The 26,831-nt window shown below is 33.2% G+C and carries 27 protein-coding genes and 1 pseudogene; 16 read left to right on the top strand and 12 right to left on the bottom strand.

The window, feature by feature from the left end; genetic code table 11:
• The first annotated feature begins 23 nt into the window (after nucleotides 1-23).
• The 5 genes from ACZZZT_RS08015 to ACZZZT_RS07995 all read left to right on the top strand — a co-directional run bounded on the left by ACZZZT_RS08015 (nucleotide 24) and on the right by ACZZZT_RS07995 (nucleotide 4,932).
• Complete coding sequence (locus ACZZZT_RS08015) at nucleotides 24-1,490, top strand: phytoene desaturase family protein (protein WP_463459995.1); 1,467 nt, start codon at nucleotides 24-26, stop codon at nucleotides 1,488-1,490.
• 4 nt (nucleotides 1,491-1,494) lie between these two features.
• The gene (locus ACZZZT_RS08010) at nucleotides 1,495-2,334 is read left to right on the top strand and encodes a phytoene/squalene synthase family protein (protein ID WP_463459994.1); all 840 of its coding nucleotides are present in this window, start codon (nucleotides 1,495-1,497) and stop codon (nucleotides 2,332-2,334) included.
• Between the two features lie 141 nt (nucleotides 2,335-2,475).
• Nucleotides 2,476-2,916, top strand: a complete 441-nt coding sequence (locus ACZZZT_RS08005; protein ID WP_463459993.1) for a sterol desaturase family protein — start codon at nucleotides 2,476-2,478, stop codon at nucleotides 2,914-2,916.
• A 136-nt stretch (nucleotides 2,917-3,052) separates the two neighbouring features.
• Complete coding sequence (locus ACZZZT_RS08000; protein WP_463459992.1) at nucleotides 3,053-3,379, top strand: SRPBCC family protein; 327 nt, start codon at nucleotides 3,053-3,055, stop codon at nucleotides 3,377-3,379.
• Nucleotides 3,380-3,636: 257 nt separating this feature from the next.
• Entirely contained in the window at nucleotides 3,637-4,932 is a 1,296-nt protein-coding gene (locus tag ACZZZT_RS07995) for a cryptochrome/photolyase family protein (RefSeq protein WP_463459991.1), read from the top strand.
• 60 nt (nucleotides 4,933-4,992) lie between these two features.
• Here ACZZZT_RS07995 and ACZZZT_RS07990 read toward each other — a convergent pair whose 3' ends face one another.
• Nucleotides 4,993-6,297, bottom strand: a complete 1,305-nt coding sequence (locus ACZZZT_RS07990; RefSeq protein WP_463459990.1) for an ABC1 kinase family protein — start codon at nucleotides 6,295-6,297, stop codon at nucleotides 4,993-4,995.
• Nucleotides 6,294-6,956, bottom strand: a complete 663-nt coding sequence (locus ACZZZT_RS07985) for a TetR family transcriptional regulator C-terminal domain-containing protein (protein WP_042567337.1) — start codon at nucleotides 6,954-6,956, stop codon at nucleotides 6,294-6,296. Before ACZZZT_RS07985 ends, ACZZZT_RS07990 begins: the two co-directional genes overlap by 4 nt.
• A gap of 94 nt (nucleotides 6,957-7,050) precedes the next feature.
• Between ACZZZT_RS07985 and ACZZZT_RS07980 the strand changes: the two are divergent.
• Nucleotides 7,051-7,961: pseudogene (locus ACZZZT_RS07980) on the top strand (TIGR01777 family oxidoreductase).
• A gap of 4 nt (nucleotides 7,962-7,965) precedes the next feature.
• Here ACZZZT_RS07980 and ACZZZT_RS07975 read toward each other — a convergent pair.
• The 4 genes from ACZZZT_RS07975 to ACZZZT_RS07960 all read right to left on the bottom strand — a co-directional run bounded on the left by ACZZZT_RS07975 (nucleotide 7,966) and on the right by ACZZZT_RS07960 (nucleotide 11,263).
• On the bottom strand, nucleotides 7,966-8,535 hold the full coding sequence (locus tag ACZZZT_RS07975; protein ID WP_042567335.1) for a YceI family protein: 570 nt from the start codon (nucleotides 8,533-8,535) through the stop codon (nucleotides 7,966-7,968).
• Nucleotides 8,536-8,858: 323 nt separating this feature from the next.
• Nucleotides 8,859-9,254 (bottom strand): VOC family protein, encoded by a 396-nt coding sequence (locus ACZZZT_RS07970; RefSeq protein ID WP_463459989.1) that lies wholly within the window; start codon nucleotides 9,252-9,254, stop codon nucleotides 8,859-8,861.
• Nucleotides 9,255-9,316: 62 nt separating this feature from the next.
• Nucleotides 9,317-9,865 carry an acyl-CoA thioesterase gene (locus ACZZZT_RS07965; protein ID WP_042567333.1) on the bottom strand — a complete coding sequence of 183 codons (549 nt, stop codon included), beginning with the start codon at nucleotides 9,863-9,865 and terminating at the stop codon, nucleotides 9,317-9,319.
• 24 nt (nucleotides 9,866-9,889) lie between these two features.
• Nucleotides 9,890-11,263, bottom strand: coding sequence for a DNA recombination protein RmuC (locus ACZZZT_RS07960; RefSeq protein WP_463459988.1), 1,374 nt, complete (start codon nucleotides 11,261-11,263; stop codon nucleotides 9,890-9,892).
• A 201-nt stretch (nucleotides 11,264-11,464) separates the two neighbouring features.
• Here ACZZZT_RS07960 and ACZZZT_RS07955 point away from each other — a divergent pair, with 201 nt between their 5' ends.
• From ACZZZT_RS07955 to ACZZZT_RS07930, 6 genes are all read left to right on the top strand, one after another.
• Nucleotides 11,465-12,322 carry a protease complex subunit PrcB family protein gene (locus ACZZZT_RS07955; RefSeq protein WP_463459987.1) on the top strand — a complete coding sequence of 286 codons (858 nt, stop codon included), beginning with the start codon at nucleotides 11,465-11,467 and terminating at the stop codon, nucleotides 12,320-12,322.
• Nucleotides 12,323-12,329: 7 nt separating this feature from the next.
• On the top strand, nucleotides 12,330-12,725 hold the full coding sequence (locus ACZZZT_RS07950) for a hypothetical protein (RefSeq protein ID WP_042567330.1): 396 nt from the start codon (nucleotides 12,330-12,332) through the stop codon (nucleotides 12,723-12,725).
• Between the two features lie 86 nt (nucleotides 12,726-12,811).
• Nucleotides 12,812-13,327, top strand: a complete 516-nt coding sequence (locus ACZZZT_RS07945) for an RNA polymerase sigma factor (protein WP_256365498.1) — start codon at nucleotides 12,812-12,814, stop codon at nucleotides 13,325-13,327.
• The gene (locus ACZZZT_RS07940) at nucleotides 13,324-13,488 is read left to right on the top strand and encodes a hypothetical protein (protein ID WP_463459986.1); all 165 of its coding nucleotides are present in this window, start codon (nucleotides 13,324-13,326) and stop codon (nucleotides 13,486-13,488) included. The genes ACZZZT_RS07945 and ACZZZT_RS07940 overlap by 4 nt, the downstream gene beginning before the upstream one ends.
• Nucleotides 13,488-15,500 (top strand): hypothetical protein, encoded by a 2,013-nt coding sequence (locus ACZZZT_RS07935; RefSeq protein WP_463459985.1) that lies wholly within the window; start codon nucleotides 13,488-13,490, stop codon nucleotides 15,498-15,500. Before ACZZZT_RS07940 ends, ACZZZT_RS07935 begins: the two co-directional genes overlap by 1 nt.
• A gap of 54 nt (nucleotides 15,501-15,554) precedes the next feature.
• Nucleotides 15,555-16,082 carry a MepB family protein gene (locus tag ACZZZT_RS07930; protein ID WP_463459984.1) on the top strand — a complete coding sequence of 176 codons (528 nt, stop codon included), beginning with the start codon at nucleotides 15,555-15,557 and terminating at the stop codon, nucleotides 16,080-16,082.
• Between the two features lie 56 nt (nucleotides 16,083-16,138).
• Here the strand turns inward: ACZZZT_RS07930 and ACZZZT_RS07925 are convergent, their stop codons facing one another.
• The 3 genes from ACZZZT_RS07925 to ACZZZT_RS07915 form a co-directional block, all read right to left on the bottom strand.
• Nucleotides 16,139-19,489: a T9SS type A sorting domain-containing protein gene (locus tag ACZZZT_RS07925; RefSeq protein ID WP_463459983.1), complete on the bottom strand. Its 3,351-nt coding sequence runs from the start codon at nucleotides 19,487-19,489 to the stop codon at nucleotides 16,139-16,141.
• Between the two features lie 365 nt (nucleotides 19,490-19,854).
• A complete protein-coding gene (locus tag ACZZZT_RS07920; protein WP_073396583.1) occupies nucleotides 19,855-20,607 on the bottom strand; it encodes an SDR family NAD(P)-dependent oxidoreductase in 753 nt (250 codons plus the stop codon).
• 150 nt (nucleotides 20,608-20,757) lie between these two features.
• Nucleotides 20,758-21,129: a hypothetical protein gene (locus ACZZZT_RS07915; protein ID WP_463459982.1), complete on the bottom strand. Its 372-nt coding sequence runs from the start codon at nucleotides 21,127-21,129 to the stop codon at nucleotides 20,758-20,760.
• Between the two features lie 138 nt (nucleotides 21,130-21,267).
• Here ACZZZT_RS07915 and ACZZZT_RS07910 point away from each other — a divergent pair, with 138 nt between their 5' ends.
• Nucleotides 21,268-21,849 carry a pseudouridine synthase gene (locus ACZZZT_RS07910; protein ID WP_463459981.1) on the top strand — a complete coding sequence of 194 codons (582 nt, stop codon included), beginning with the start codon at nucleotides 21,268-21,270 and terminating at the stop codon, nucleotides 21,847-21,849.
• A 52-nt stretch (nucleotides 21,850-21,901) separates the two neighbouring features.
• Entirely contained in the window at nucleotides 21,902-22,357 is a 456-nt protein-coding gene (locus tag ACZZZT_RS07905) for a tRNA (cytidine(34)-2'-O)-methyltransferase (RefSeq protein WP_463459980.1), read from the top strand.
• A gap of 139 nt (nucleotides 22,358-22,496) precedes the next feature.
• Here the strand turns inward: ACZZZT_RS07905 and ACZZZT_RS07900 are convergent, their stop codons facing one another.
• The 3 genes from ACZZZT_RS07900 to ACZZZT_RS07890 form a co-directional block, all read right to left on the bottom strand.
• A complete protein-coding gene (locus tag ACZZZT_RS07900; RefSeq protein ID WP_463459979.1) occupies nucleotides 22,497-23,276 on the bottom strand; it encodes an ABC transporter ATP-binding protein in 780 nt (259 codons plus the stop codon).
• A 107-nt stretch (nucleotides 23,277-23,383) separates the two neighbouring features.
• The gene (locus ACZZZT_RS07895; RefSeq protein ID WP_463459978.1) at nucleotides 23,384-24,412 is read right to left on the bottom strand and encodes an iron chelate uptake ABC transporter family permease subunit; all 1,029 of its coding nucleotides are present in this window, start codon (nucleotides 24,410-24,412) and stop codon (nucleotides 23,384-23,386) included.
• Between the two features lie 6 nt (nucleotides 24,413-24,418).
• Nucleotides 24,419-25,561 carry an ABC transporter substrate-binding protein gene (locus tag ACZZZT_RS07890; RefSeq protein ID WP_463459977.1) on the bottom strand — a complete coding sequence of 381 codons (1,143 nt, stop codon included), beginning with the start codon at nucleotides 25,559-25,561 and terminating at the stop codon, nucleotides 24,419-24,421.
• A 171-nt stretch (nucleotides 25,562-25,732) separates the two neighbouring features.
• On the opposite strand from ACZZZT_RS07890, the gene ACZZZT_RS07885 reads away from it, so the two are divergent.
• Together ACZZZT_RS07885 and cobU are read left to right on the top strand one after the other, a co-directional pair.
• Nucleotides 25,733-26,095 carry a DUF5522 domain-containing protein gene (locus tag ACZZZT_RS07885; protein ID WP_073396567.1) on the top strand — a complete coding sequence of 121 codons (363 nt, stop codon included), beginning with the start codon at nucleotides 25,733-25,735 and terminating at the stop codon, nucleotides 26,093-26,095.
• Nucleotides 26,096-26,281: 186 nt separating this feature from the next.
• Complete coding sequence (gene cobU, locus ACZZZT_RS07880) at nucleotides 26,282-26,794, top strand: bifunctional adenosylcobinamide kinase/adenosylcobinamide-phosphate guanylyltransferase (protein ID WP_463459976.1); 513 nt, start codon at nucleotides 26,282-26,284, stop codon at nucleotides 26,792-26,794.
• Nucleotides 26,795-26,831 lie beyond the last annotated feature (37 nt).

Raw genomic sequence — 26,831 nt, 5'->3', positions numbered from 1 at the left:
GTTTTTGTATATTTGTTAAACAAATGACAAAAACAATCGCAATAATAGGATCAGGCTTCTCTGCATTAGCCGCTTCGTGTTACCTGGCTCAACAAGGAAACAAAGTCACTATTTACGAAAAAAACGATACAATAGGCGGTCGTGCAAGGCAATTTAAAAAAGACGGCTTTACCTTCGATATGGGGCCAAGCTGGTACTGGATGCCCGACGTATTTGAACGTTTCTTTCATGACTTCAGCAAACAAACTTCTGATTACTATCAACTTATAAAGCTTAATCCTGCTTATCGTGTTTATTTCGGGATAAATGATTTCATTAATATTTATGATAATTTAGAAGAAATAAAATCCACTTTTGAAAATATCGAAAAAGGAAGCGGCGCAAAACTTGAAGTGTTTATTAGTCATGCAAAAAGCAATTATGATATTGCTATTAAAGAATTGGTTTATCGTCCCGGAGTTTCACCATTAGAATTAATTACGCCACAAACCATTCTAAAGCTCAATCAATTTTTTAGCACTGTCAGCAACGACATTAGAAAAGAGTTCAAAAACGAAAGATTAGTCCAGATTCTTGAATTTCCCGTTCTATTTCTCGGAGCCAAGCCATCTAAAACACCTTCGTTTTATAATTTTATGAATTATGCCGATTTTGGTTTAGGAACCTGGCATCCAAAAACCGGAATGTTTGATGTAATTCGGGGAATAGAAAAATTAGCTCTCGAATTGGGAGTTACTATCGAAACCAATTCAGCAATCGAGAAAATAATAGTCGAAAATAAAACCGCAACAGGAATTATAATTAATGGAAAAATCATTAATGCAGATATTATTTTAAGTGGAGCAGATTATCACCATACCGAAACTTTATTAGACGAAACATTCAGAGCTTATTCTGATAAATATTGGGAAAGCCGTGTTTTTGCACCTTCTTCCCTACTCTTTTTTGTGGGTTTTAATAAAAAAATAGAAAACGTTACTCATCATGCTTTATTTTTTGATGTAGATTTTAATCAGCACGCGGCCGATATTTACGATCATCCAAAATGGCCGGATGCTCCTTTGTTTTATGCCAATTTTCCATCAAAAACAGATAAAACAGCAGCGCCGGAAGGAATGGAAAGTGGATTTTTCCTTATTCCGTTAGCGCCAGGAATAAACGATAGTGAAGAACTTCGAGAGGAATATTTTGAAAAGATAATCACTCGTTTTGAGCAACTTACACAACAAGACGTTAAAAATAATATTATATTTAAGAAGTCATTCTGTAAAAATGATTTTGTGACAGATTATAATGCATACAAAGGAAATGCATACGGAATGGCCAATACATTATTACAAACTGCTTTTTTAAGACCAAAACTAAAAAGTAAAAAAGTACGTAACTTATATTTCACGGGGCAGTTAACTGTTCCCGGACCAGGTGTTCCGCCAGCTTTAATTTCAGGAAAATTGGTTGCCGAGTTAATTCAAAAATCTATTAGACCGTAAAAAGATGAAATCACTATTTGATACAGTTTCTTTTAAATGTAGTAAGTTGGTAACCAAAAACTACAGCACATCCTTCTCGCTGGCGGTAAATATGTTATCACCAAGCATTAGAGATGGTATTCACAGTATTTATGGGTTTGTTCGTTTTGCAGACGAAATTGTCGATTCATTTCATGATTACGACAAAGAAAACCTCATCAACGATTTCGAAAAAGAATATTACAAAGCCGTAGAAAACGGAATTAGTTTAAACCCGATTCTAAACTCCTTTCAACATACTGTAAAGCAATATAATATTACTGATGATCTTGTTCAGGCATTTTTAAAAAGCATGAAACTCGATCTCATCAAATCAAATTACGACACACAAATAGAATACGAAGATTATATATATGGTTCTGCCGATGTTGTAGGTTTAATGTGCCTGAAAGTTTTTGTAAAAGGAAACAATCAAAAATATGAACAGCTTAAACACGAAGCAATGAGACTGGGATCGGCTTTTCAGAAAGTAAACTTTCTTCGGGATCTAAAAGATGATAATTTGGTTTTAAACCGAAATTATTTTCCGGGCGTTGATTTAAAATCTTTTGATGAAAATGCAAAAACTGCCATCATCAAAGAAATTGAAGAAGATTTCAGAATTGCTTATCAGGGAATTGTAAAATTGCCTATCGAAGCCAAATTTGGAGTTTATACAGCTTATGTTTATTACAAAAAACTGCTCAAAAAACTTAAAAACACACCTTATTATGAAATTGGAAATTCAAGAATAAGAGTTTCAAATTACACAAAAGCCGGGCTTTTAGCACAATCTTTTGTAACTTACAAATTGAAATTGGTGTAAAAAATCTACCCGATTTTTGTCATTTCGACGAAGGAGAAATCACATAAAGTAAAGACATACAGTACGTCGCTCTCTGGATGAGATTTCTCCTTCGTCGAAATGACAAACCGAAACTAAAATAATAACTTCAACAAATACAAAATGATTTCTTTTTTAATCTTTTTAGGTGTTTTTTTATTCATGGAATGCATTACCTGGCTTACGCATAAGTACATTATGCACGGTCTAATGTGGTATTTTCATGCAGATCATCATCAGCCCAAATACGAAAATACTTTTGAGCGCAATGATATATTCTTTGTCATTTTTGCTATTCCAAGTATAACTCTTTTTTATTTTGGAGTTCAGGGCGGATTCAACTATTTATTTTTTATCGCCTGTGGTGTTACACTTTACGGGATATGCTATTTTTTAATTCACGATGTTTTGATTCACCAGCGTTTTAAATGGTTTAAAAACACCAAAAACAAATACCTCATCGGTTTACGAAAAGCACATAAAATACATCATAAACATTTAGGAAAAGAGCACGGAGAATGTTTCGGAATGTTATTTGTGCCTTTCAAATACTATAGAATGTAGAATAATTTGGGCGTTCCCCAAGGGTCGGGCTTTCCGTTCCCGCTTTTTTTGTTCGGCAAAGCCTCTCAAAAAAAGAGCTCCACTACAATCCCTAACGCAACTGTGTCTTCAAGAACAATTCGTAATAATTAATTTCATGAAAGTATATAAATTAGAAACCGTTCAGCATTTAAACGCCACAATTGAAGAATGTTGGGACTTTTTCTCAAGTCCAAAAAATCTTCAAACCATAACACCTAAGGATATGACTTTCGAAATTCAGGATTATGACGGCAAACGTATGTATCCCGGACAAGTTATCACCTATACGCTAAAACCTCTTCTCGGCATCAAAATTAACTGGATGACGATCATTACAGTTTCAGAAGAAAACAAATACTTTGTTGACGAACAGCGTTTTGGCCCTTATGCATTATGGCATCACAAACATTTTTTGAGCCAACAGAAAATGGGACAAAAATGACAGATATTGTTCATTATGCATTGCCTTTAGGATTTTTGGGTCGCATAATGAATACTTTGGTAGTTAAAAACAAACTCAAAACTATCTTTGATTACCGTCGCAACACAATCGATGGATTATTCAAAGCTAAAGCATAAATTGTTTTTTTGCCACAGATTTTAAGATTTAAAAGATTATATCTAAAATTAGCCACGAATTCACGAATTAAAATAACTAAAAAATTCGTGAATTCGTGGCAAAAAAAGAGAATCAATACAATGACAAAACAAAAAGCAACTATTTTCTGGTTTCGACGTGATTTACGTTTAGAAGATAATACAGGATTATTTGAAGCCTTACAATCTGATTTTCCTGTAATTCCGTTATTTATTTTTGACGATGAAATTTTAGAAAATCTTCCTAAAAATGATGCGCGAGTAAATTTCATTTACGATTCACTTCAAAAAATAAATACTGAACTTTTAGAAATTGGCACTTCACTTTTAATTAAAAAAGGGAAAACACTTCTGGTTTGGCAATCACTTCTGGAAGAATTCGATATTCAAAAAGTATTCTTCAATAAAGATTATGAGCCTTTTGCTATCAAAAGAGATTTGGCAATTTCTTCTTTACTACAAGAAAATAATATCGAAACTTTTTCATTTAAAGATCATGTGATTTTTGAAGAAAAAGAAATTACAAAAGCCGACGGACTTCCGTACACAATTTACACACCATACAAAAACAAATGGCTCGAAAAATACCATCTTTCCGGTCAGGCACCAGAATATGAAACAAAAGCTTTATTAAAAAATTTTGCAAAAAATCAGTTTCCCTTTCCAAAATTAGCAGCAATAGGTTTTGAAGAAAACAGCATAAAAGTACTTCCTCATAACTTGACGCAAATTGCCAATTATAAAGAAACTCGCGATTTTCCGGCTTTAGACAGTACGTCGTATCTTTCGCCACATTTACGTTTTGGAACAGTTAGTATTCGAAAATTAGTAAATTGGGCAAACAAGAAAAATCAAACGTTTTTAAGTGAATTAATCTGGAGAGAATTTTTTATTCAGATTCTATTTAGTTTTCCTAGTGTTGTAAATCACAATTTCAAATCGGCTTACGACGGAATTCAGTGGCGCAATAACGAAGACGATTTTAAACGCTGGTGTTCCGGAACTACAGGTTATCCTATGGTCGATGCAGGAATGCGTCAGCTTAACGAAACCGGATATATGCACAATCGTGTACGAATGGTTGTAGCAAGCTTTTTATGCAAGCATTTACTAATTAACTGGCAATGGGGCGAGGCTTATTTTGCAGAGAAATTGTTAGATTTTGAATTGGCTTCAAACGTAGGAAACTGGCAATGGGCTGCCGGAACTGGTTGCGATGCCGCACCATATTTCAGAGTATTTAATCCTGAAATTCAACAAAAGAAATTTGATGAAAAAGGAATCTACATTCGCAAATGGATCCCTGAATTTGATTTTGGTTATAATGAACCAATGGTTGATCATGCCTGTGCAAGAGATCGCGCTATTGCAACTTATAAGGCTGGAATCTTAAAATAGTTATTTTTGTTTCAGGTTTCAAGTTTCAGGTTGCGTAACTTGAAACCTGAAACAAAAGAATTAGTATTTCAAATAATTATCTACTTTAATTTTTGCCTTTAAATCAAACATCAAATTATACAAGCCAAAGAAAGTACGGTTCATATAAATAAAGTGTTTAGAACCACGATTTCCGTTCATTTTTTTGAGATTGGTATCGTTTGAAAAGCGTTCGCCTAATTTGGCAATATTTTCAAAGAAAGTTTCATCTGCAAAATCAAATGTTTCTTCCTGAAAAGGTTTTGTAAAAAGTGACAATAAATCATGAAACATCTCCGTAAAATATTCAATTTCCGAAGGTGAATCGTCCGGGCGAAGAATTTCTAACTCAAACAATTTTTCATTAAAAAGAGCTGGATCTGTAATCACGTTTTTATTGATCAACTCAAAATAAGGCACGTAAAAGTCTGTCGGAATTTGTTTCATACAGCCAAAATCCAAAGCAATCAGATTATTTTGATCATCTACCAAAAAATTTCCCGGATGTGGATCTGCATGAACTTTTCTAAGAACATGAATTTGGTACATATAAAAATCCCAAAGTGCCTGCCCAATTTTATCCGCAACTTCATGATTTGTATTAATGGCGGTAAACTCAGAAAGATGAATTCCCGTCATCCAGTCCATCGTAATAATTTTCTCTGATGAAAACTCAGGATAATAATTCGGAAAAAGTATACCTTCTATCTTACTGCAAGCTTCAACAACTTCTTTACTTTGTTCCAGTTCTAATAAATAATTCGTTTCTTCGATCAGTTTATCTTCAACTTCCTTAAAATATTTATCAGAATCTTTCCCCTGCAGGTTAAACATTCTGATTGCAATAGGTTTAACCAAAGCCAAATCTGAAGAAATACTATTGGCAACACCCGGATATTGAATTTTAACGGCTAGTTTTTTACCGTTTTTAGTTGCCAAATGCACTTGCCCAATACTTGCTGCATTTACAGAGTTTGCATTAAACTCATCAAATATTTCATAAGGTGTTTTCCCAAAATTAGTTTTAAATGTTTTTAAAACCAATGGTGCAGATAATGGCGGAACAGAAAATTGTGAAAGCGAAAACTTCTCTACATAAGCCTGAGGCAAAAAGTTCTTGTCCATACTTAGCATTTGCGCCACTTTAAGTGCGCTTCCTTTTAGGCTTTTTAAACCGTCGTAAATATCTTCAGCATTATTCTCGTTGAGTTTATCGCGGGTTAAATCAGGATTTACTATTTTTTCGGCATAATGTTTAACGTAGTTTACCCCAATTTTGGCACCGGTCTGCACTAGTTTTCCGGCTCTTTCTATCTTTGAGGTTGGTATATAATCTATTGTTTTCATTGTTTGTTGTATATTTTTTCTTTGAAAAGAAATTTTCCGAAATCTAAAAGATGGTTCAATGGCGCAACATTCATTAACTCAAACGAAGCATTTACAGATTTTTCGATAAAAATATCCGTTTTTTCAAAAGCTGGAGACGCATCATCCATCCAGAATTTAATCGTCATCATTAATTGCAGCCAGGCCGATTCCTGAATTCCTTTTTCCTGAAATTTTTGAAATTTTTCCTGCTCAATTCTATAATCATCTGTCAGGATTTCTGAAACATATTCTTTAAAACTTTCTCGAAGCAATGATAATTGCGAAAGGTTTTTTAAGGGATTTCTATCTATTTTTAATGATTGCAGGACGTAACTTCTGTTGGCAGTCAGTATTTCGAAAAAAGTAAAGTAAAAACTCAACATTTTGTTTTTCATATCATACTCCTGGTAATCTGCATTTTTATGAAGCAAATCAACTGTATTGACAAAAAAGAGTCTGAAAATTTCTTTTTCTAAACCTTCCAATGTTCCAAAAAAAGCATAAAATTCTGTTTCTTCAAAATCATTTTCTTTTGCAAAATGGTATACAGATTTTGGCTTTTGCCCTTTCTCTAAAATCTCATTCATGTATAGCGAAACGATATCTTCTTTGTTGATTATCTTCTTTTTAGTATCCATTTTAATTAATTTAGAATTCGCCTTAAAGGTAAGCAATGTTTAATTATCTTTACTAATTGCTAAACAAGATGCACTGTTAAATATATTATAAATCATGTCCAAAAATGTCTTACTTACCGGCGGATCAGGGTTCATTGGCAAATACTTAACCGAAGTATTAATTGCTAATGGTTTTTCGGTTTCTGTACTAAGCCGCGGTGATCGAAAAAACACACCTTTAATCACTTATTACAAATGGGATTTAGAAAATGATTTTATCGAGGAAGAAGCTATACTTAAGGCAGATTATATTATTCATTTAGCAGGTGAAGGAATTGTTGAAAAACGATGGACAGAAAAACGAAAAAAGCAATTCTGGAAAGTAGAACAAAACCGGTCAAACTAATTTTTAATGTTTTAAAGAAGAAAAATAAATCACTGGATGCATTTATTTCGGCTTCGGCGATTGGAATCTACGGCGCATATACCAGCAAACAAATTTGTACCGAAGACCAGCCTCCGGCAAATGACTTTTTAGGAATAACGTGCCAAAAATGGGAAGATGCCGTTGATGAAATTAATTCATTAGGAATTAGAACCGTAAAAGTAAGGACTGGAATTGTTTTTGGAAAAAATGAGGGCTTTCTTAAAAAGATTAATCCATCATTCAAAGCAGGTTTTGGCACTATTTTAGGTTCCGGAAAACAGTATTTGCCCTGGATTCATATTGAAGATCTGTGCCAGATTTATTTAAAAGCTGTCATTGACCCGGAAATGCACGGCGCATATAACGCTGCGATTACAGATAATACTACCAATGGCTCATTTTCTAAAATTCTGGCTAACCTGTACGGATATAAAATCTGGCTCCCAAAAGTACCTGCTTTTTTAATTCGCTTTGCTTTGGGCGAAATGAGTGTTGCTGTTTTGGAAGGACAAAGAGTTTCCTCTGAAAAAATACAACAAACGGGTTTTGAGTTTCAATTTACTGATATCGAAACTGCCCTTTCTCATAGTTTGTCGTGATTTTTTATTTTAAAGTTAAAAGAGCCAATTCCTCATTTCTAATAACTCCGGTTAAACCTGTATTTGCAGTCGATGAGATTTTTGAACCGATTTTCATAGGGATTGAAATATCAAAATCAGATACCAAAATTGGAAAATCAGAATGAATTTGTATTCCTTCATTTACTTTTTTCAACAAGGCTTTTACTTCAATTTCTCGTGATTTTCCGTGTACGGTTAATTTTCCTTTTATTAAATATTCCTTTTCGGCGTCATCAATATCTTTAATATCAAATTTTGCAATTTTTCCTTTAAAAACGGCTTTAGGATAACGATGGCTCTCTAAATAGTTTTCATTAAAATGCTCTTGCATTAAATCTAATTTAAATCGAAAATCTCTGATTATAACTGTACAAATAAATGTACTGGTTTTAGGCTCTAAAACTATCACAGCCGATCTATTTACTGCTTTTATTTCTTCAAAAAGAGGAATGGATGCCTCAAAATTTACTGTGGCTGTATTGGTTGTAAATTTTTCCTGAGCATACAAAGAAAATGCAGTAAAAAGCAAAATAAGTAAAGTAGTTCTTTTCATAATCGTCAGCAATTAAACAATTATGTCACTCCATTTTTTAAATTAAAATAGACAACTGAAAAAATCAGTTTTGAAAAATCGAATGGCAGTTATTCCGTTAAATATAGCAACTTATATATACACTTAAAGTTACGTAATTTTCCGGAGCTTAGTCGCTGGTATTATGCTAAATATTTGTGAAATGTTTTTGCTCTTGAAATGTAGAGTGAGGCAGAAATATTGGTGATAAAGTATTGTCTCTACGAGACACTTTGAAGTGGATATATATCTTTCAAAGTATCCCGTAGGAACTATATAATAATTAATTATTCTGAATTAAATTCCTATCCTTCAACTTCAGTACAAATCTCAATTAAAAAACCATCAAGATCTCTCACATACGCTACAACTTGACCCCACGGTTTTTGTGTTGGTTCTTTTACCAATATTGCGCCAAACGAAGTTGCTTTTTGTACAAGTTCGGGCACATCATCGGTTATAAAACCTATTTCTATTGCAAAAGGTTTGTGTTCTAAACTGCTTTCGACAAAACCATCTTCTAAATTTTGTGCTGCCAGTTTTTTTGATGCAAATGAAAGCGTAGTTTCACCGGTAATCAATTCACCATAATCATTATCAGGTGTAATAAATTTTCTTGAAAAACCAAAAACGTTTTCATAAAACACAACCGACTTTTCTACATCTTCTACATATAATATTGTATAACCAAATTTAACCATTTCTCTGCTTTTTTTAATTTTTAATAATAGATTTCAATTTACAAAAATCATTTTAAATAGAATTATCCTATTTCTAACAAAACATTATATTTATCTAAACTTGCCAAATCTTCTATAGAATTTACATTCGTAATTTTTGCATGATCTTCTAATTCTTTTTTAGCTTCTATTTGTTTGATGCATTTTCTAAATCTGCGTACTTCATCTAAACTGGATAAAATAAGTCCTGGAACCTGTACACTTTTGCCTTCTTTATCTTTTGCTACCATTGTAAAATAAGACGAAAGACAATGTTTTACGGCACCAGTCTGAATATTTTCAGCTTCAACACGTATGCCTACAATCATAGAACTACGACCTACATAATTTACAGAAGCCTTCATTGTAACTAATTCTCCTACTTCGATAGGCTTTAAAAAATTCACTGTATCAACTGAAGCCGTAACACAATAATTACCGCAAAATTTTGATGCCGAAGCAAAGGCAATCTGATCTAATAATTGAAGAATATATCCTCCATGAATTTTACCACTGAAATTGGTATGCGATGGTAACATTAATTCGGAAATACTAATTTTTGATGATGAAACGGGCTTAAAATCTGTAGTCATGTTTTTATTCTGTTTGGTTAGGTTTTAATTTAGGGATTGACTTTCGTCGGTATTTGAGGCTCTTGTAATAATATTTTCCGGAAGTGATTTTTTGGCCTTCGCTCCCATTTTCTTTAATCTTTCTACACTCGAAATTAGATTACCTTTTCCATCAACGAGTTTGTTCATTGCATTCTCATATTCGGTTTTGGTATCTTTTATTTTGTTTCCAATTTTTACTAAATCGGTTACAAAACCTTCAAATTTATCATACAATGCACCGGCCTGTCTTGCAATTTCAAAAGCATTTTCCTGCTGTTTCTGATTGCTCCACATACTATCAATGGTGCGTAAAGTGGCCAATAATGTGGTTGGCGTTACAATTACAATATTGCGATCAAAAGCTCTGTTGTATAACGTAGAATCTTCGTTTAAGGCAATCGCAAAAGCGGGTTCTATTGGTATAAAAAGCAATACAAAATCAGGGCTTTCTATTTGATATAAATCATGGTAATTTTTACTGCCAAGCTGTTCTACGTGCCTTTTAATAGAAAGCACATGTTCTCTTAAAAAATCACTTTTAAGAATTTCAGACTCTTCGTTGATCCATTTTTCATAGGCTACCAAAGAAACTTTCGAATCGACAATCATTTTCTTTCCGTCTGGTAAATTAATTACAACATCCGGCAAAACGCGCGTTCCTTCTGTATTGGTAAAACTTTGCTGTACTTCGTATTCTCTTCCTTTTTCCAGTCCGGATTTTTCTAAAACACGTTCCAGAACCAATTCGCCCCAATTTCCCTGCATTTTACTATCACCTTTTAATGCTTTTGTTAAGTTTAAGGTTTCTTTACTCATTTGAGCATTCATTTCACTTAAACCTAAAATTTGCTGACGTAAAGCCGCATGATAATCAATACTTTCTTTGTGAGTCTGATCTACTTTTTGCTCAAAAACATGAATTTTATCCTGTAAAGGCAACAAGATACTTTTCATATTTTCATTATTTTGTTCTGTAAATTTTGCCGATTTTTCTTCGAGAATTTTATTCGCCAAATTTTCAAATTCTTTGGTGAATTTTTCCTGAAGCTCTGTTATTTCTGCTTTTTGTTCTTTATGCCTTTCCCATAAATTTTCAAAATCTACTTCTTTCTTTGAAAGCTGTATGGCGAGACTATCCTTTTCGGTTCTGATATTTTCTTTTTCCAGATTATTTTGCTGCAAAAGTCTTTCAAAATTTTTTCTGTCATTTTCAAATTGCTCTTTCTGCAATTGAAACTGATTTACATTGGCATTTAATCTTTCTTCCAAGCTAACTTTTTGAGATTGAAATTTAGCCGAAAACAATATTCTTCCAAAGTAAATACCTAGTAACAATGCGATTATAAAAACCAATAAAAATGGAAGGAAGTCGAACATAACTAAGTTGTTTTTTAAGTAAAAGTACGCAATAATACGTAGTTCCGAATTTTAAAATTTAAATTTCACGAATTATTATCAATTCAAAATTAAACAAACATTCTAAACCATTTTTCAAAAAAATACGCTCAAAAAAAACCGTTCTACGCAACCTTTTTAAAAGATGATTATCTATTAAATATAACCTATTAAAAAAATATCATGAAAAAAATAATGCTTGGCTTATTTATAGCTTTTGGAATTAGTGCCTGCTCCCTTAACAACGATGATTTTAATACAGATTGCGGACCTGATGTAAATGTGCCTTTTACAGGATTTCCTCTTTTATGTAATTATAGCGTAAAAAATATGCCTAATAACCCTCAGGCTATTTATATAGATACTCAGGAAAGTATGGATAAGGCATTTACAAAGCATGAAAACACTTGTCCTGTTGCCAGTGATCCTAATATTGATTTTACAAAAACCCATTTAGTTGGGGTTTATGCCGGAGCAAAACCAACAAGTGGATATGAAATTAAAGTCACTTCTATGTATGAAAATAGCTGTCAAATGATTATCACCTTTTATGAAAAAAGCCCGCAGGCAGGTGAACAAATTACACAAACACCAACTTATCCTTCAGACTTTATTTTAATTCCTGCAACTAAAAAACCACTTGTTTTTATCAAAACTTCAGAGTCTCCTGATAATATTATTATTGGAAACATTGGCAGCATTCGTAATTTCTACCAATTAAATGATTTTAACATTCTTAAATTTCAGGATGTTGCTTACGGAAGTTATAGTTTTGAGCAATACAAATATACCAGCACAATAAAAAGAGGCGAATATACTTTGTTCTTAAAAAATGTTCCAGCTGAAATTTTAAATATTAAAGGTCAGACTAAAACGTACGGTGCTCCGGATACTGCAGATCAGGGCGGCGTTTATTTTCAAATGCGTCAGGGAGGAACTGTTACTAAAATTTTCATTGATACTTATGATACTGCAGATCAAAGCGACGCTATAAAACTTTTCAAAAAAGCCATTCAGGATAAAATTACAAGTTTAAAATAATCCGATTATGAAAAGAATTTTATTGTTTTTTATTGCCTTTTGTCTTTTTTCAAGCTTTTGTGCTACAGAAAAGACAATAAATTCCAATGCGATAGTAAATACCTGGATTTGGGAAAAATCTATTGGAGGAACCAATAATCCTTACACGGCTACACCAAAAACAAGTGGATTTACTAAAAAAGTAGTTTTTACTTCTGATGGAAGGGTGATCACGTATAAAAATGATGTAGAGATTAGAAACAGCAGCTATGAAATTGGAAAAGGCCTTGGTGCAGCAGATAATCTGGAACATGACCTTATTTCGTTTGAAGGTAAAACTTATGTAATCGAAAAGCTTGATAATCAAAACCTAACCATTTTAAGCAATAACTCAGACGCTACTCGTACTATTTTTAAAAGATAGCTAAATGAGTTAAAAAAAGCTAATTTTGCCAAAACAAATCTAACCACTTTTTGAAAGACGATTTAGAAAAATATATTCGCCAATGCATGCAAAATGAACGAGAGGGACAACTGAAAATTTATCAGTTGTTCTCTCCGGTTTTGTATGGCATTTGCTTAAAATATATGAAAAACGAAGATGATGCAAAGGATGTTTTTCAGGAAGCATTTATTGTTGTTTTTCAAAAAATAAATCAGTTTAAGTTTGAAGGAAGTTTTGAAGGCTGGATGAAGCGAATTTTTATAAACAAACTCATTGAGACTTTAAATAAAAAGAAAAAAGAAAGTTTCTTTTTGGATGTTTTTGATCCTGATACCGATTTTATTGAAGAACAGGAACTGGATATCCCGCCAATAGAACAAGAAAAACTGTTAGAATATATTCGGGATTTACCAGATCAATACAGGACGGTTTTTAACTTGTATGTTTTTGAAAAAATGAAACATAAGGAAATAGCCGAATTACTAAAGATTTCAGAAGGAACATCAAAATCAAATTTAAACAGGGCCAAGCGCATTTTGCAAAAGAGAATTTTGAGCATAAAAAATTTTAAGACAGCATGAAAAAGCAAAATATAGAAGATATTTTTTCATCAATGGAAAACTTTTCAAGTGTTCCGCCTCCTGAATTATGGAGTCAGATTGAAGAAAAACTAGACAAACCAAAAAAGAAAAAAGAGCGATTCTTTGGTGGTCTGCTGCCGCATGCTTGTTATTGGGTTTAATGCTCCCAACTGTTTTACATTTTAGTTCTGATGCAGGAATTAAAACTATTGATAATAGCTCTAAAAATAATAATGTTGTTCTGGACGAGAAAAATACAGACTTAAATGATTCAAAAACAAGAAGCATTGAAGAAAACAATATTCAGAAAGATACAATTACCAACGAAATAAAAAGTGCAGAAAACGCTGTTGCGCTGGGAAACTCATCTGAAAAAGAAACAAAAAACATATCCGATCCTTCTAAAATCAATCAAAATCAAAAAACGACAGTCAGTTCTGTAAACACCAAAAACAAAAGCAATAAAGAAGGTGTTTTAAATGGAAAATCAAATTTAGAAGTAAATAAACCAAATCAGGCAGTAGCCGAAAAATCATTTGCCCCAAATAATGAGAATGGCTTTAATACCGCTTCTAAGGCTGAAACATTAAATTCTGAAAAAAGAAATTCAAATCAGGCTGTAGCCGGAAAATCTCTTGTTCCGAATAATGAAAATACATTTAATTCGCCTTCTAAATTTCAAACACCAAATACTGAAAAAGTAAAAACAAATCAGGCTGTAGCCGAAAAATCAATTGTTCCTAATAAAACAAATTCGTTCAATTCTGGTTCTAAAAATCAGTTTTCAAATGTTGAAAATACAAAAGCAAATCAGGCTGTAGCCGAAAAATCAATTGTTCCTAATAAAACAAATTCGTTTAATTCTGGTTCTAAAAATCAGTTTTCTAATATTGAAAATGCAAAAGTAAATCAGGCTGTAGCCGAAAAATCAGTTGTTCCGAATAAAACAAATTCGTTTAATTCTGGTTCTAAAAATCAGTTTTCAAATATTGAAAATGCAAAAGTAAATCAGGCTGTAGCCGAAAAATCAGCTGTTACTAATAAAACAAACACCTTTAATTCTGGTTCTAAAAATCAGTTTTCAAATATTGAAAATACAAAAACAAATCAGACTGTAGCCGAAAAATCAGTTGTTCCGAATAAAACAAATTCGTTTAATTCTGGTTCTAAAAATCAAACGCCTTCTTCTATTTTCGAAGATAAACTGAATCTAAAAAACGCGAACAATCTGGCTTCAAATCCTTTTAATTCAGCATTAAATAAAGATCAAAAAACAAATACGGCTGCAAAAGGATTTAAAAACGAAATCATAACAAACGAACAGGCTATTGCTGATAATCAAAAAAGCACTTCAAAATTTGGCGATGCATTGAGTAAACAAGATTCAGTTCAGTTAGCAGAACTTCAAAATTTAGAAAAAGGTATTGTTACTGTAACTCCTGAAACTAAAAAAGAAAAAGAAGACAAGGCTATTGCTAAAAATGAAAAATGGGCTGTGGAAGTTTTTGCCGGAGTTGCCAATTCTGAAAATTATAAAAATGAAAAAACTTTAGGCAACGTAAACGATTCTAAGCAAAGTAACAGTTACGGTGTAAAAACGAAATATAAAATCAATAAAAAGTGGGCTGTAAGTTCTGGTGTAAAATTCAATGAATTGGGTCAGAGTATTGCCAATGTTTCTTATATGAGAACTACAAATGCTTTTTTGACTTCAAGCGATTATTTCAACCAAAATGCAACGGTAGCTACTTCTCATATTACAAATAATGCTAATTATATATTTGTACCTACTAATACAATAATGGCCTTAAAAAGTGATAATGTCGAAAAAGGAAAACTGGATCAGAATTTAAGATATCTTGAGGTACCATTAGAGGTTTCATATTCTATTTTTAATAAAAACAAAACTAATATTAGTTTGAATACCGGTGGCTTTGTAGGTAAATTAATTTCAAACGATATGGCTTTAAATGGAAGTTCTATTGGTGAAAATGTAAACGCAAACGATTATGTATATGGTTCACTGTTAAGCACTACTGTACAATATCGCATTTATAAAAAAACAAATGTTTTTGTTGAGCCTGCTATGAATTATTATATAAATCCTTTAAGCGAACAATCTTTCAACCAATTTCAATGGGGGTTAAATTTTGGTTTGAATGTTTCATTTTAAGCTTCTTTTTGTTGTACTTTTCAAGAAAAAAAACAACAAATTAGTATTCTTAAAATGGCAATCAAAAATAACTGGATCAACACAAAACTATTCCCTAATGATTTAATTACTGCCAAAGAATTGGTTTATGATTATTGTAATTTTGAATGTTCTGAACCTCAACCAGAAGCAGAAAGTCAGGATTATAATGCATACGATTTTCAAATTGAAGGCCGCAATATTAAATTTAGAACGGCAAAAATTACGCCTACAAAAACAGGGCAGTTTGTAACTTTATGGAAACGAAATGTAACCGGAATTATTGAACCTTTTGATTTTTCTGATGCAATTGATTTTGTTATTGTAAATGTTAGAAAAAATGATTTATCAGGTCAATTTATTTTCCCTAAATCAGTTTTATTACAAAAGGGAATTTTTTCGACTGCTGCAAAGGAAGGAATACGCGCCACGAGAGTTTATCCGCCCTGGGACGAAACTTCGAGCAAACAAGCTCAAAAAACGCAAAAATGGCAATTGGATTATTTCTGTGAAATATCACCGAAAACAGATTTCGATAAAATCAAAAAACTACTGCTTTTATAAAATACAAAAAGGCTGTCTGAGATTCAGACAGCCTTTTTATATACGGGTTATTGTGATTATTTCTTTATAATCTTATCTTTAAAAACAACTTTATTGTTTTCGCTTAAGGTATAAACATAAATTCCAGATCGTAAATTACTTACCTGAACTGCGGTAATATTACTGTCCTGAGAACCTTTTATTTCAATCGGACCACCAACCAAACGTCCTGAGATATCATAAAGCTTTAATTTTAAGTTTTTCTCATCAGTTGTTTTTACTACAATATTTACAACATCAGTTGCAGGATTTGGATATGCTTGCGCAAAACCTTTTTTAGCATCAAAATCAATTGTAGATAATACATCTTGTTTCAATTGAAAACGAGCAATTACCGGGCCGTGATCTGATGTATTTGTAGTATAACTTGGAATATCATTTCTTGGATCATAAACGGCTGTTGAGCTATTAACATACTGATCAATCAATTCGTTTGAAATCATGATATGATCTAAAAATCCACCTGAACTTAAAAAGCTAAACGCACCGGCCTGACTAATTTCTAAAGTTAAGGCTTTGTAATTACTGCTATCTGTAACAAAGTTCTCATAAGTTGAAGGATTATTAACGCCAAAAACAGATCCCTTTACATCATCATTATAATCTCCTAAAAGAATTATGTTTGAGTTTGCATAGTAAGTATCTAAACTATCTTTTAGAACCTGCGTATCATATTTACGTCTGTTATAGGTGGTAACATCAGATCCGCTGTTGGCGCGGGCATGAAGGTCTATTAGATTTATTTCGTTTTTAACTCCGTTAACATTCGTTTCTATGGTTACCATATAAGGCAAACGTCCTGAAGAGAAAAATCCTGTGCTAGGTTTTGCCGGTGGCGTACCCGATGGTAATGGATAATTAACTAAAGTTTTTGTTCCGGCAACTAATTCATCATACAAACCCTGAAACATAACACGCGATTTTTTGACAGATGTTGTTTGTGTGTTATAAATCACGACTAACTTTTGAAGTGGAAAATTTGGGTCTGAAGTGGGATCCCATGAATAAGACCATGATGTAGAGGTACTCTTAGCAAATGTTTTTCCGTTTATGCTTATTTTCTGAATTAAGTCATCTATGGCACCATCACTTGAAACTTCCTGAACTGCGTATACATCTGCATCTAGTTTATTCATCACTTTAGCAACATTTTCAATTTGCAATAAATTGTCTGTAGGACCATAGGAATTATTTGTAGAACCGAAGAACTCTAAATTATAAGTCACCACATCAAAAGTATCTTCTTTTGGTAAAGAAGAACCTGTCAGTGAACCAATTTGTTTATTTAATGAAGTTCCGGTTACTGTTAAGGCTCCAGCTATTTTAAATTCTTTGACTGTTGGTGCAAACTTTACGTAAAGTATTTTTCCGGCTAAAGCATCTGCAGCAGAAACTAATATCGTGGATCCAAAAGAAATATTGTCTGCTGAAATTTGATAGGAAGCCGGAGCTGTAATGGTGATATCTCCATATCCTTCTGCCTTAAAATTGAATGATTGAGCATCAGAAACGGTATTCTGAAGTACAATTCCAAAATCTAAAACCGGATTTGAGTCTACATAACCTGCTTCATTGGTTATAGCAAAATCATCAAATGACCATTCTGAAGCATTATTATTTCCACCACCCATTGTTGTTTCATAAACCCACGCCAGATACGTATGGTTTGTTTTATAAGCGTCTAATTTAATATATTGCGATTGCACATAATTACCTGTACTGGTTGGAAATTTACCCTCAATTTCTGTCCATGTTGCTGTAGCCGGACTGCTTACTCCGTCATAATTTGTAGAAACCATTAATTTTAAACCTGGCCCTGGATAAAATTTACGAGAATAAAATGACAGCAGCGGCAAGTTTACAAAATTATCTAAACGCAATCTAGGCGAAATTAACCAATCGTTACTTGCTCCTGTATCTGTATAGCCGTTCACTAACACTGCTCCCGTGCCAGAATTTATATTTCTTGTTTCTGTTGTATGTTTCCATTGATTGGTTGGTCCTGCAAGATTGTATTGTGCCCAACCACTATTTGTTAAAACATTTGCATCATTAAAACCTTGTACATATGGATTAATACCCGTTCCGGTTAGCGAAACTGTTGTAGTTACTGCTCCGGTTGATTCATGCGTTATTTGACCAGAAAAACCAGCAACAGCATTTGGTGAGAATTTTACATAAACTGTTGGTGTTGCGTTTGAAGCAAAATCAGCAACAGTAAAAATCAGTGATGATGCAAACGTATTGTTGTCTTTAGAAATACTAAAATTTGCCGGCGCTGTTACTACCACATCAGTTGTTAGATTTACCGCAGCAATTTGGTAGCTTTTGTGAATGGCATCCTCATAATTCGATTCTGAAAAACCTAAATCTAATGACGATATTGTAGTAGATATTAGAGGATCTACAACACTTGCAGTAGTCACGTCTACTCTATTTACTGTGATTTGTGGATTGTCATAAAGATCTTCTGAAAAAGAAAAAACAGAATATGCCGTATTCAAACTTAAGGCAGTAAATGTTTTTGAATACTCCTGAGTTGGATCAATTATATCTACGAAACCAGATTGTAAAGCTGTATTTCCGGCTGCATCCTGACCTGTTTTTATTTGTGCAATTGTTGGCTCAGAACTTCCGCCCGGAAGCAAGACGTAATATGTTTTTCCACTTTCGTTTATTTTACTGATAAAATCGAAACCTGAAGATAAGACATTGTCTGTTTTAGGATAACCAGCAACAGTAACCGGAGCAGTATTATCACTTCTAACATCAATATTATCAATTGCAAAAGATGGACGTCCGCCACCTCCCGAAACTTGTTTTGAAACCCATCTTATCTGAACTACAGGCTGATTATTACATTGGGCAGGAAGTGTAATTTTTCTTTTTAGCGAATTTTGCGGCAGAAAAACGTTTGTTCCTGTCTGATTCTCCATATTATTACGATATTCTGTTCCTGCAATTGAACTAAAATCTCCTGTTGATCCCACTCTATATTGCAAAATCATTTCATTAATCCTTGTGTTACTTGCATCATACGGATTTCGTATGGTCATAATATCGTATTGAACTTTTACGTCAGTCAGCCCATCGGTTGAAAAAGCCAAACCCAGAGCAAGATTAAGGTTTGTTGTGTTTAAAAAACCAATTTTACCTACATAATTATAGAAACCTCCTGAATTAATATTTGCTCCTCTCCCAGTTAATATAGTGGTATAATCTGTAAAAGTTGAAGATGTCGCAAATTCAGTTGTCCCAGTCGCATTTGTTCCTAAGTTCCAACCTTTTAATCCTGAAATAAATTCTGTTGAAGTGCTGGACCAGTTTTCAAAATTTTCCTGATAAGGTAGTGGCGATAGAGCCGGCATTGTCTGTGCGACTATTGTAAAGCAACAAAAAAACTTAAAAAAGTCATTAAATGACGTAACGAGTAAATGTTTTTCATATGATTAAAAAATAGGGTTTTAGAGATCAAATTTAAGTTTTTAAAGTTAAGGGAATATTGCAATAACTTAAACAAATTGTAAGGTTATTTGCAAACATACAGTACCAAAAACCAAACTATTCATATATTCATTCGGTATTCTGTAAGCAAATAGAATCCCTTTCATCTTGTATTATTTTCTAAACCATTTATTTTTTAACAAGAAAATTAGCTTTTAATTTAAAATTTAGCCAATAAAAAAAGCTGCCCGAATTTCAGACAGCTTCCTAATAATATAAAAACTGATTTTTAAATCGCCGTATATCCACCATCGGCAATAATATAACTTCCGGTTGTGAAAGAAGATTTTTCAGAACTTAAAAAAGTAACAAGTTCTGCTATTTCTTCGGCAGTTCCTAAACGGTTCATTGGAGCTTTTGCAGCAATGGCAGTCATCGCCTCTTTATTCAGATTATCTTTCAATAAAGCTGTTTCTATATAACCGGGACCAACGGCGTTGCAACGAATATTTTTTTGTGCATATTCGGCAGCAATATTTTTAGTTAAACCAACAACTCCATGTTTAGATGCTGTATATGCCGGACTTAATGGCGCCGCAACCTGACCGTGAATAGAAGCAATATTTACTATACTTCCACCGCCGTTTTTCTCCATTTGTTCTAATTGATAACGACAAGCATAAAATACACCACTTAAATTTAAAGCGATTACTTTATCCCAAGCCTCCGGTTCGTATTCTCCGGTTGGTTTTGCAGGTCCACCCATTCCTGCATTATTACACGCAATATCAAGTCGGCCGTATTTTGAAACCGCTACTTCAACCATGTGCTTATTGTCGATTGCGCTAGACGAATCGCCTTTTACAAAAAAGGCTTCTCCTCCTGCATCTTTTATAACTTTTACGGTTTCTTCACCGTGTTCAACATTAATATCCGAAACTACTACTTTTGCTCCTTCACGAGCGTAGGATTCTGCAACAGCGCGTCCAATTCCTGAACCACCACCTGATACAAAAGCTACTTTGTTTTCTAAAAGTGACATATTCTTAATATTTAAATTTGTAGCAACAATTTACGAAGATCTTAACCGCTAACCATAATAAAACCAGAGTTTACAATAAGATTAAGACTTTATCATAATCAAATGTTATTTCACATTAAAATCATGTAAATCATCATTTTTTTCTTAATGTTAATCTTCATCCAATTTCATATTGCCTCGATCTTCATGGCTTTCCGGATCTGAATTAGGATAACGATTTGGCGTAATATCAGAATTTCGATCTTTGTTTTCAACTGTTTTTTTTGCTTCTTCTTCAGATGAAACCCCACGGTTTGCATTGGCATTATTTGGATCTACATCACCTTTGACTTTTTTGATGTCTTCATTTTCATTTCGCGCTCTTTCTACTACTTGTTTATTTCCGTCCTGATCTGCTACAACTTCTTTTCTCAAATTGGCATCGTCGGCTTTTCCATCGTGCGAAATATTTTTTCCTTTAGATTCGTCTATATTTTTTTGTACTCCATTTATTTTTTTAGAGCCTAAATCATTAGTTCCCATATCATTTTTTTTAAAGTTCTTATATAATATTACGAATTCTAAATTTTAAAACTAAATGGTTTAACATTGCTTTTAGTTTATTCTAGTATTATTTTTTTAATGAATATGAAACAAAACTATCTTTGCAAAAAATAAAACATGCATCAACACTTTATTCTTTTTAAGCCTTATGGTTATTTGAGTCAATTTATTTATGAATTGAAAAGAAAGAAAAAACTCCTGGGCGAATTGCATGATTTCCCGGAAGGAACTATGGCAATTGGGCGTTTAGATGAAGATTCTGAAGGATTACTTTTGCTAACTACCGACGGAAAAGTCAGCGAGCAAATAAGAAGCAAAAAAGTAGATAAAGAATACTATGTACAAGTTGATGGAATAATAACTACTGAAGCGATCGAACAATTGCAAAAAGGTGTTGAAATTGGTTTTGAAGGTGGAAAATACACAACAAAACCTTGCTCTGCATTTATCGTTACCGAAATTCCGGATTTTGGACCAAGAGCAAAAAAAATCAGAGATGAGAGACATGGACCGACTTCCCGGGCTTCAATTACTGTAAATGAAGGTAAATTTCGTCAGGTTCGAAAAATGACTGCGGCTGTTGGTTTTCCTACACTTAGATTAGTTCGGGTTAGAATAGGAAATGTATATTTGCAAAACCTAAAAGCCGGAGAAGTTTTAGAAGTTCCCGATTTTAAATTAGATAATGTGTCAATTTGAGAATTAGATAATTCCCAAATAAACGATTAAACAAATTAACAAATAAACGATAATGCTAAACGTTGTTCTTGTAGAACCTGAAATACCAAATAATACGGGAAATATTGGAAGATTATGCGTGGGAACCGAAAGCCGACTGCATTTAATTCATCCTTTTGGTTTTGTTATAAACGATAAAAACCTTAAACGTTCAGGTTTGGATTACTGGGTTCATCTTGATGTAACCGAATATCAAAATATAGAAGAATGGATTGCGCAGATTCCAGATCAATCACGTGTATTCTTAATGAGTTCTCATGCTGAAAAATCATATTTGGAAACTGACTTTCAAGACGGTGACTGGCTGGTTTTCGGAAAAGAAAGCGTTGGTTTAAGCAAAGAAGTTTTGGATCGTTTCGAAAATCATTTAACAATTCCGATGTCGAAATTAATACGCAGTTTTAATATTGCAAATTCTGTGGCTTTTGTAGTTGGGGAGGCTAAAAGACAGATTGGGTTAAAAGGTTAATCGTTTATTTGTTTAAACGTTTAATCGAACCTTAAAAAGACAATTTCCTGCAAGGTTTTCGAAACCTTGTAGGTATTACATTTTTTTATAACCTTTAAATTTTACACCTACAAGGTTTTGAAAACCTTGCAGGAACGAATCAGGTTACAATAAACTTCCCTTTCTCAGCATCAAAAACAATATGCTCATCTTTAAACAAAGTAGCAAAACTTCCGTTGGAAATTAAATTACAAGGCTGATCCTGAACGACAGTTTCCGGCGTCATAATAATCATTTCATCACTCAATTGAATCGCCAGATCTATATCGTGCGTAGAAAATAAAATACATTTTTGAGTTTCGTGTGTTAGCTTTTTCAATAATTTAAAAAGCGAAACTTTATGCAACAAATCAAGATGTGTTGTAGGTTCGTCAAGAATAATCAACGGAGTATCTTGTGCTAACGCTCTCGCAATTAAAACCTTTTGTAATTGTCCGTCGCTAATTTCGTAATGCCTTTTTGTAGCCAAATGTTCAATTTGAGTCAATTGCATGACTTCCTGAACTTTCTCAATATCAGTTGGGGTTAAAGTGCCAATCCAATTGGTGTATGGCTGACGTCCTAAAGCAACTAACTCAAAAACAGAAAGATTACTTGACGGCAACTTTTCGGTTAAAACAACGCTTAAATTCTGAGCCAATTCTAAAGGATTATAAGTATTGATATTTTTCTCGTTCAAAAAAACATTTCCTGATAACGGTTGTTGAATTCCTGTAATTGTTCGCAATAAAGTAGATTTCCCAATTCCATTTGCACCAATCAAAGAGATTAGTTTTCCTGAGGATAAATTCAAATTTAAATTTTCAGCAATAGTCACAATCGCTTTCTTGGTTTTATAACCAATATTTAGATTTGAAGTTGATAAGATAATACTGCTCATTTTTTAAGATGCTAAGATTCTGAAATACTAATTGCTAAGTTTTTTCACATAGATTAAAATGATCTGCGTAAATCCGTTTAATCCGCGTAATCCGTGTTCCAAATAATTTACTGAAAATTTCTTTTTCGCATTAATAACCAAACTACAACCGGAGCACCAATGATAGATGTAATTGCATTAATTGGCAAAGTGGTTTCTAATCCGGGTAATTGCGAAGCGATATCACAAAACAACATAATTATTCCGCCATAAAAAAGCGTGCTCCAATATAAAACGGCGTGATTACTAGTTTGAAAAGTAAGCTTTGCAATATGCGGAACTGCGAGACCAATAAAGGCAATCGGACCAGCAAAAGCTGTTATGCTTCCTGCCAGTATACTTGTCGCAAATATGATGATTAGCTGGGCTTTTTTGTAATTCAAACCCATGCTTTTAGCATAATTCTCACCCAAAAGCAAGGCGTTTAATGGCTTAATACTTCCGGCACTTAAAAGCAAACCAATACCAACACAAACAGCCAAAACAGAAATTGATGTCCAGGAAAGGTTTCCCAAACTCCCCAATGACCAAAATGTAAATTTCTGCAATTGTTCTGCCGAACTAAAATAGGTTAAAACACCCACAATTGCACTTGTAAAACTGCCAAACATGAGTCCGACAATTAAAATCGCCATTGTATTTCGCAATCGCTGCGCAACCAATAAAACCAAAAGCAAAACCGAAACACTGCCTAATGTTGAGGCAATAACAAGTCCGTATGGTGATAAAAGAATAGCATTTAAAAACGAAGGCAAAAATTCTGCACCCAAAATAACAATCGCAACAGCCAAAATTGCTCCCGAACTCAAACCCAAAACATCTGGTCCGGCTAATGGATTCCTGAATAATGTCTGCATCAGCAAACCGCTAATTGACAGTCCTACACCAACCAAAAAGGCTGTTATAGCTTTTGGTAAACGGTAATTAATAATGATATATTCCCAAGTTGATTTACTGGCTTGTCCACCTGTTAAACTGGTATATACTTCTTTAAACGGAATTGTAATTGATCCTAAACTTATGTCCAGAAAAAACATAAATAATAGCACTAAACCAAGTACAAAAAACAGAATTATATTTCGCTTTGAATTTATCAATGAATCTTAATTTAGTTTAGAGGCAAAGGTAAATTCGTAGCTTGGCAATAAATCAGGGTGAAAAATTTTGATATAATCTTTTAAAACTAAATCCGGTCGGCTTGGTGCCAATTCATAATAAACTGTTCCGCCAGTTGCTCCAAATTTACCTTCAAAAGTATATACGTTTTTAGACGTAAAAGCATCAAATTGTGTGTAATGCGGATTGCTTTTTCCGAACTCTTCCAATGTTTTAAATGAGCCTGAAGCAATCCAGAAATTAGCAGTTTTAGCTTTGTCTAATACTTTTTCAAAAGATAAACCTTCACTTCCGCTTCCTTTTAAATCGGCCCATAAATAATTGGCATGGGCATCATTCATAAATTGTGCAACCCAGCTATTTCCTTTGGCTACATACCAAAGATCTTGATACATAGAACCATACAAAACAGTTGAAGTTGCCGGCTGATCTGCTACTAATTTTTTTGCCTGATTGTAGCTTTCAACAATTTTATCAAACAATTCTTTGGCTTTATCTTCCTTGCCAAACAATGCACCGTAAAGTTTAATCCATTCTGCTTTTCCAAGCGGAGATTGTTCCATCCAATCGGCCTGAATAAAAACATTTAAACCGCTTTTTTTCAAATTATCCAACATTGGGTTGTTGTTATCTACCCCAAAAGTTATAATCAGATCCGGCGACAATTCTATTAGTTGCTCGATATTCAATTTTTCATTTTGCCCTACATTCTTTACTGAACCTTTATCAATTAAAACTCTTGTTTTTTCTGAAGAAACATAATCAGTATGAGGAAAACCAACTAATTTGTCTTCAACATCAAGCATTTCCAAAAACGGAATATTTGTAGTAGATGTAACAACAACAGATTCTAAAGGCACTTTTATTGTGGTATATTTTTGCAGACTATCTGGTACTTTTGCTTCTTTTTCTTTTAAAATATAAGTGAATTTTGCATTCGCATTTGGCCATGGCTCTATAACTGTAACCACAGAATACCCTTCGTGTTTTACAATTGAAAGTCCGGAAGCAAACTCTATGCTATTTTGGGGAATTTCAGTTTTTACAATCTCCGGAGCTTCATTTTTTTTACATCCAACCAGAAGAAAAAATGATAAAACAAAAATAGTTTTTGGAAATAAATGTTTCATATGTAGGTTATATATTTTGAAATATGGTATCGTTATTGCTTATTATTATTCAAATTTGAATCACGGCGATTCACAATCGAAATTTTTCAATGAGGACAAAGGTAACGCAATTTATAAATTTTTTATTTACCTTTATTCTTACAAAAACCAAATTTATCTTTACCTACTATTATGAATACCACAAAAACCAAAATTTGCTCGAGTTGCGACTCTGCATTTAGTTGCGGAGATATTTCTGTTGAAAACAAATGTTGGTGTAACGACTACCCTCCTATTTTTAATCTTTCTGATGGTGGAGATTGCCTCTGCCCGGATTGCTTTAAAGAAGCTTGTATTGACAAAATAGACGCTTATATCGAAACTATGACTCCCCAAAAAGCACTACAAAATAAAGCACTATCTTTACCAAAAACAGAAAAACTAATCGAGGATGTTGATTTTTATATTGAAAACGGCAATTATGTTTTTACAACATGGTTTCATTTAAAAAGAGGAAATTGCTGTGGTAACAACTGTCGGCATTGCCCCTATTAATTGTTAATTATAAAATGTTAGTTCATATTCATTTCTTAAAAACCTAATTGGTCTTTTGCGTTAGGGATAGAAGCGGCATCCTTTTATTTTTTTCTTTAAAAAAATAAAAGATAAAGCGTATAGCCCGACCCTTGGGGAACGCCACAATAATTCATAACTCAAAACTTACAACTCATAATTTAAAAAATGATCTACTTAATTACCGGCGGTGAACGATCAGGAAAAAGCACTTATGCGCAAAATCTGGCTTTGCAGCTTTCCGAATCTCCAATTTATGTAGCAACAGCCAGAAAATGGGATGTTGATTTTCAAAATAGAATTGATCGCCATCAACAAGAACGCGACGAACGCTGGACTAATATTGAAAAAGAGAAATATATTAGTGAAATTGATTTTTCAGGAAAAGTAGCGCTGATTGATTGCGTTACGCTTTGGCTGACGAACTTTTTTGTCGATACTAATTATGATGTAAATTTAAGTCTCGAAGAAGCCAAAAAAGAATTCCTTTCGATTGCCAGTCAGGAAAATACAATATTTATTATTGTAACCAATGAAATTGGAATGGGCGTTCATGCAGAAACTCACATTGGAAGAAAATTTACAGAACTGCAAGGCTGGATGAATCAGTTTTTGGCATCAAAAGCAGATGAAGTTATTTTGATGGTTTCCGGAATTCCGGTTAAGATTAAGGGGTTATAATTTCTAAAAATAAATTCCAAATTTTTAAAATTCCAAA

The organism is Flavobacterium sp. AC274, assembly GCF_979258275.1.
Note: the sequence above shows the minus strand (reverse complement) of the source record. Positions and strands in the feature narration are given on the sequence as shown.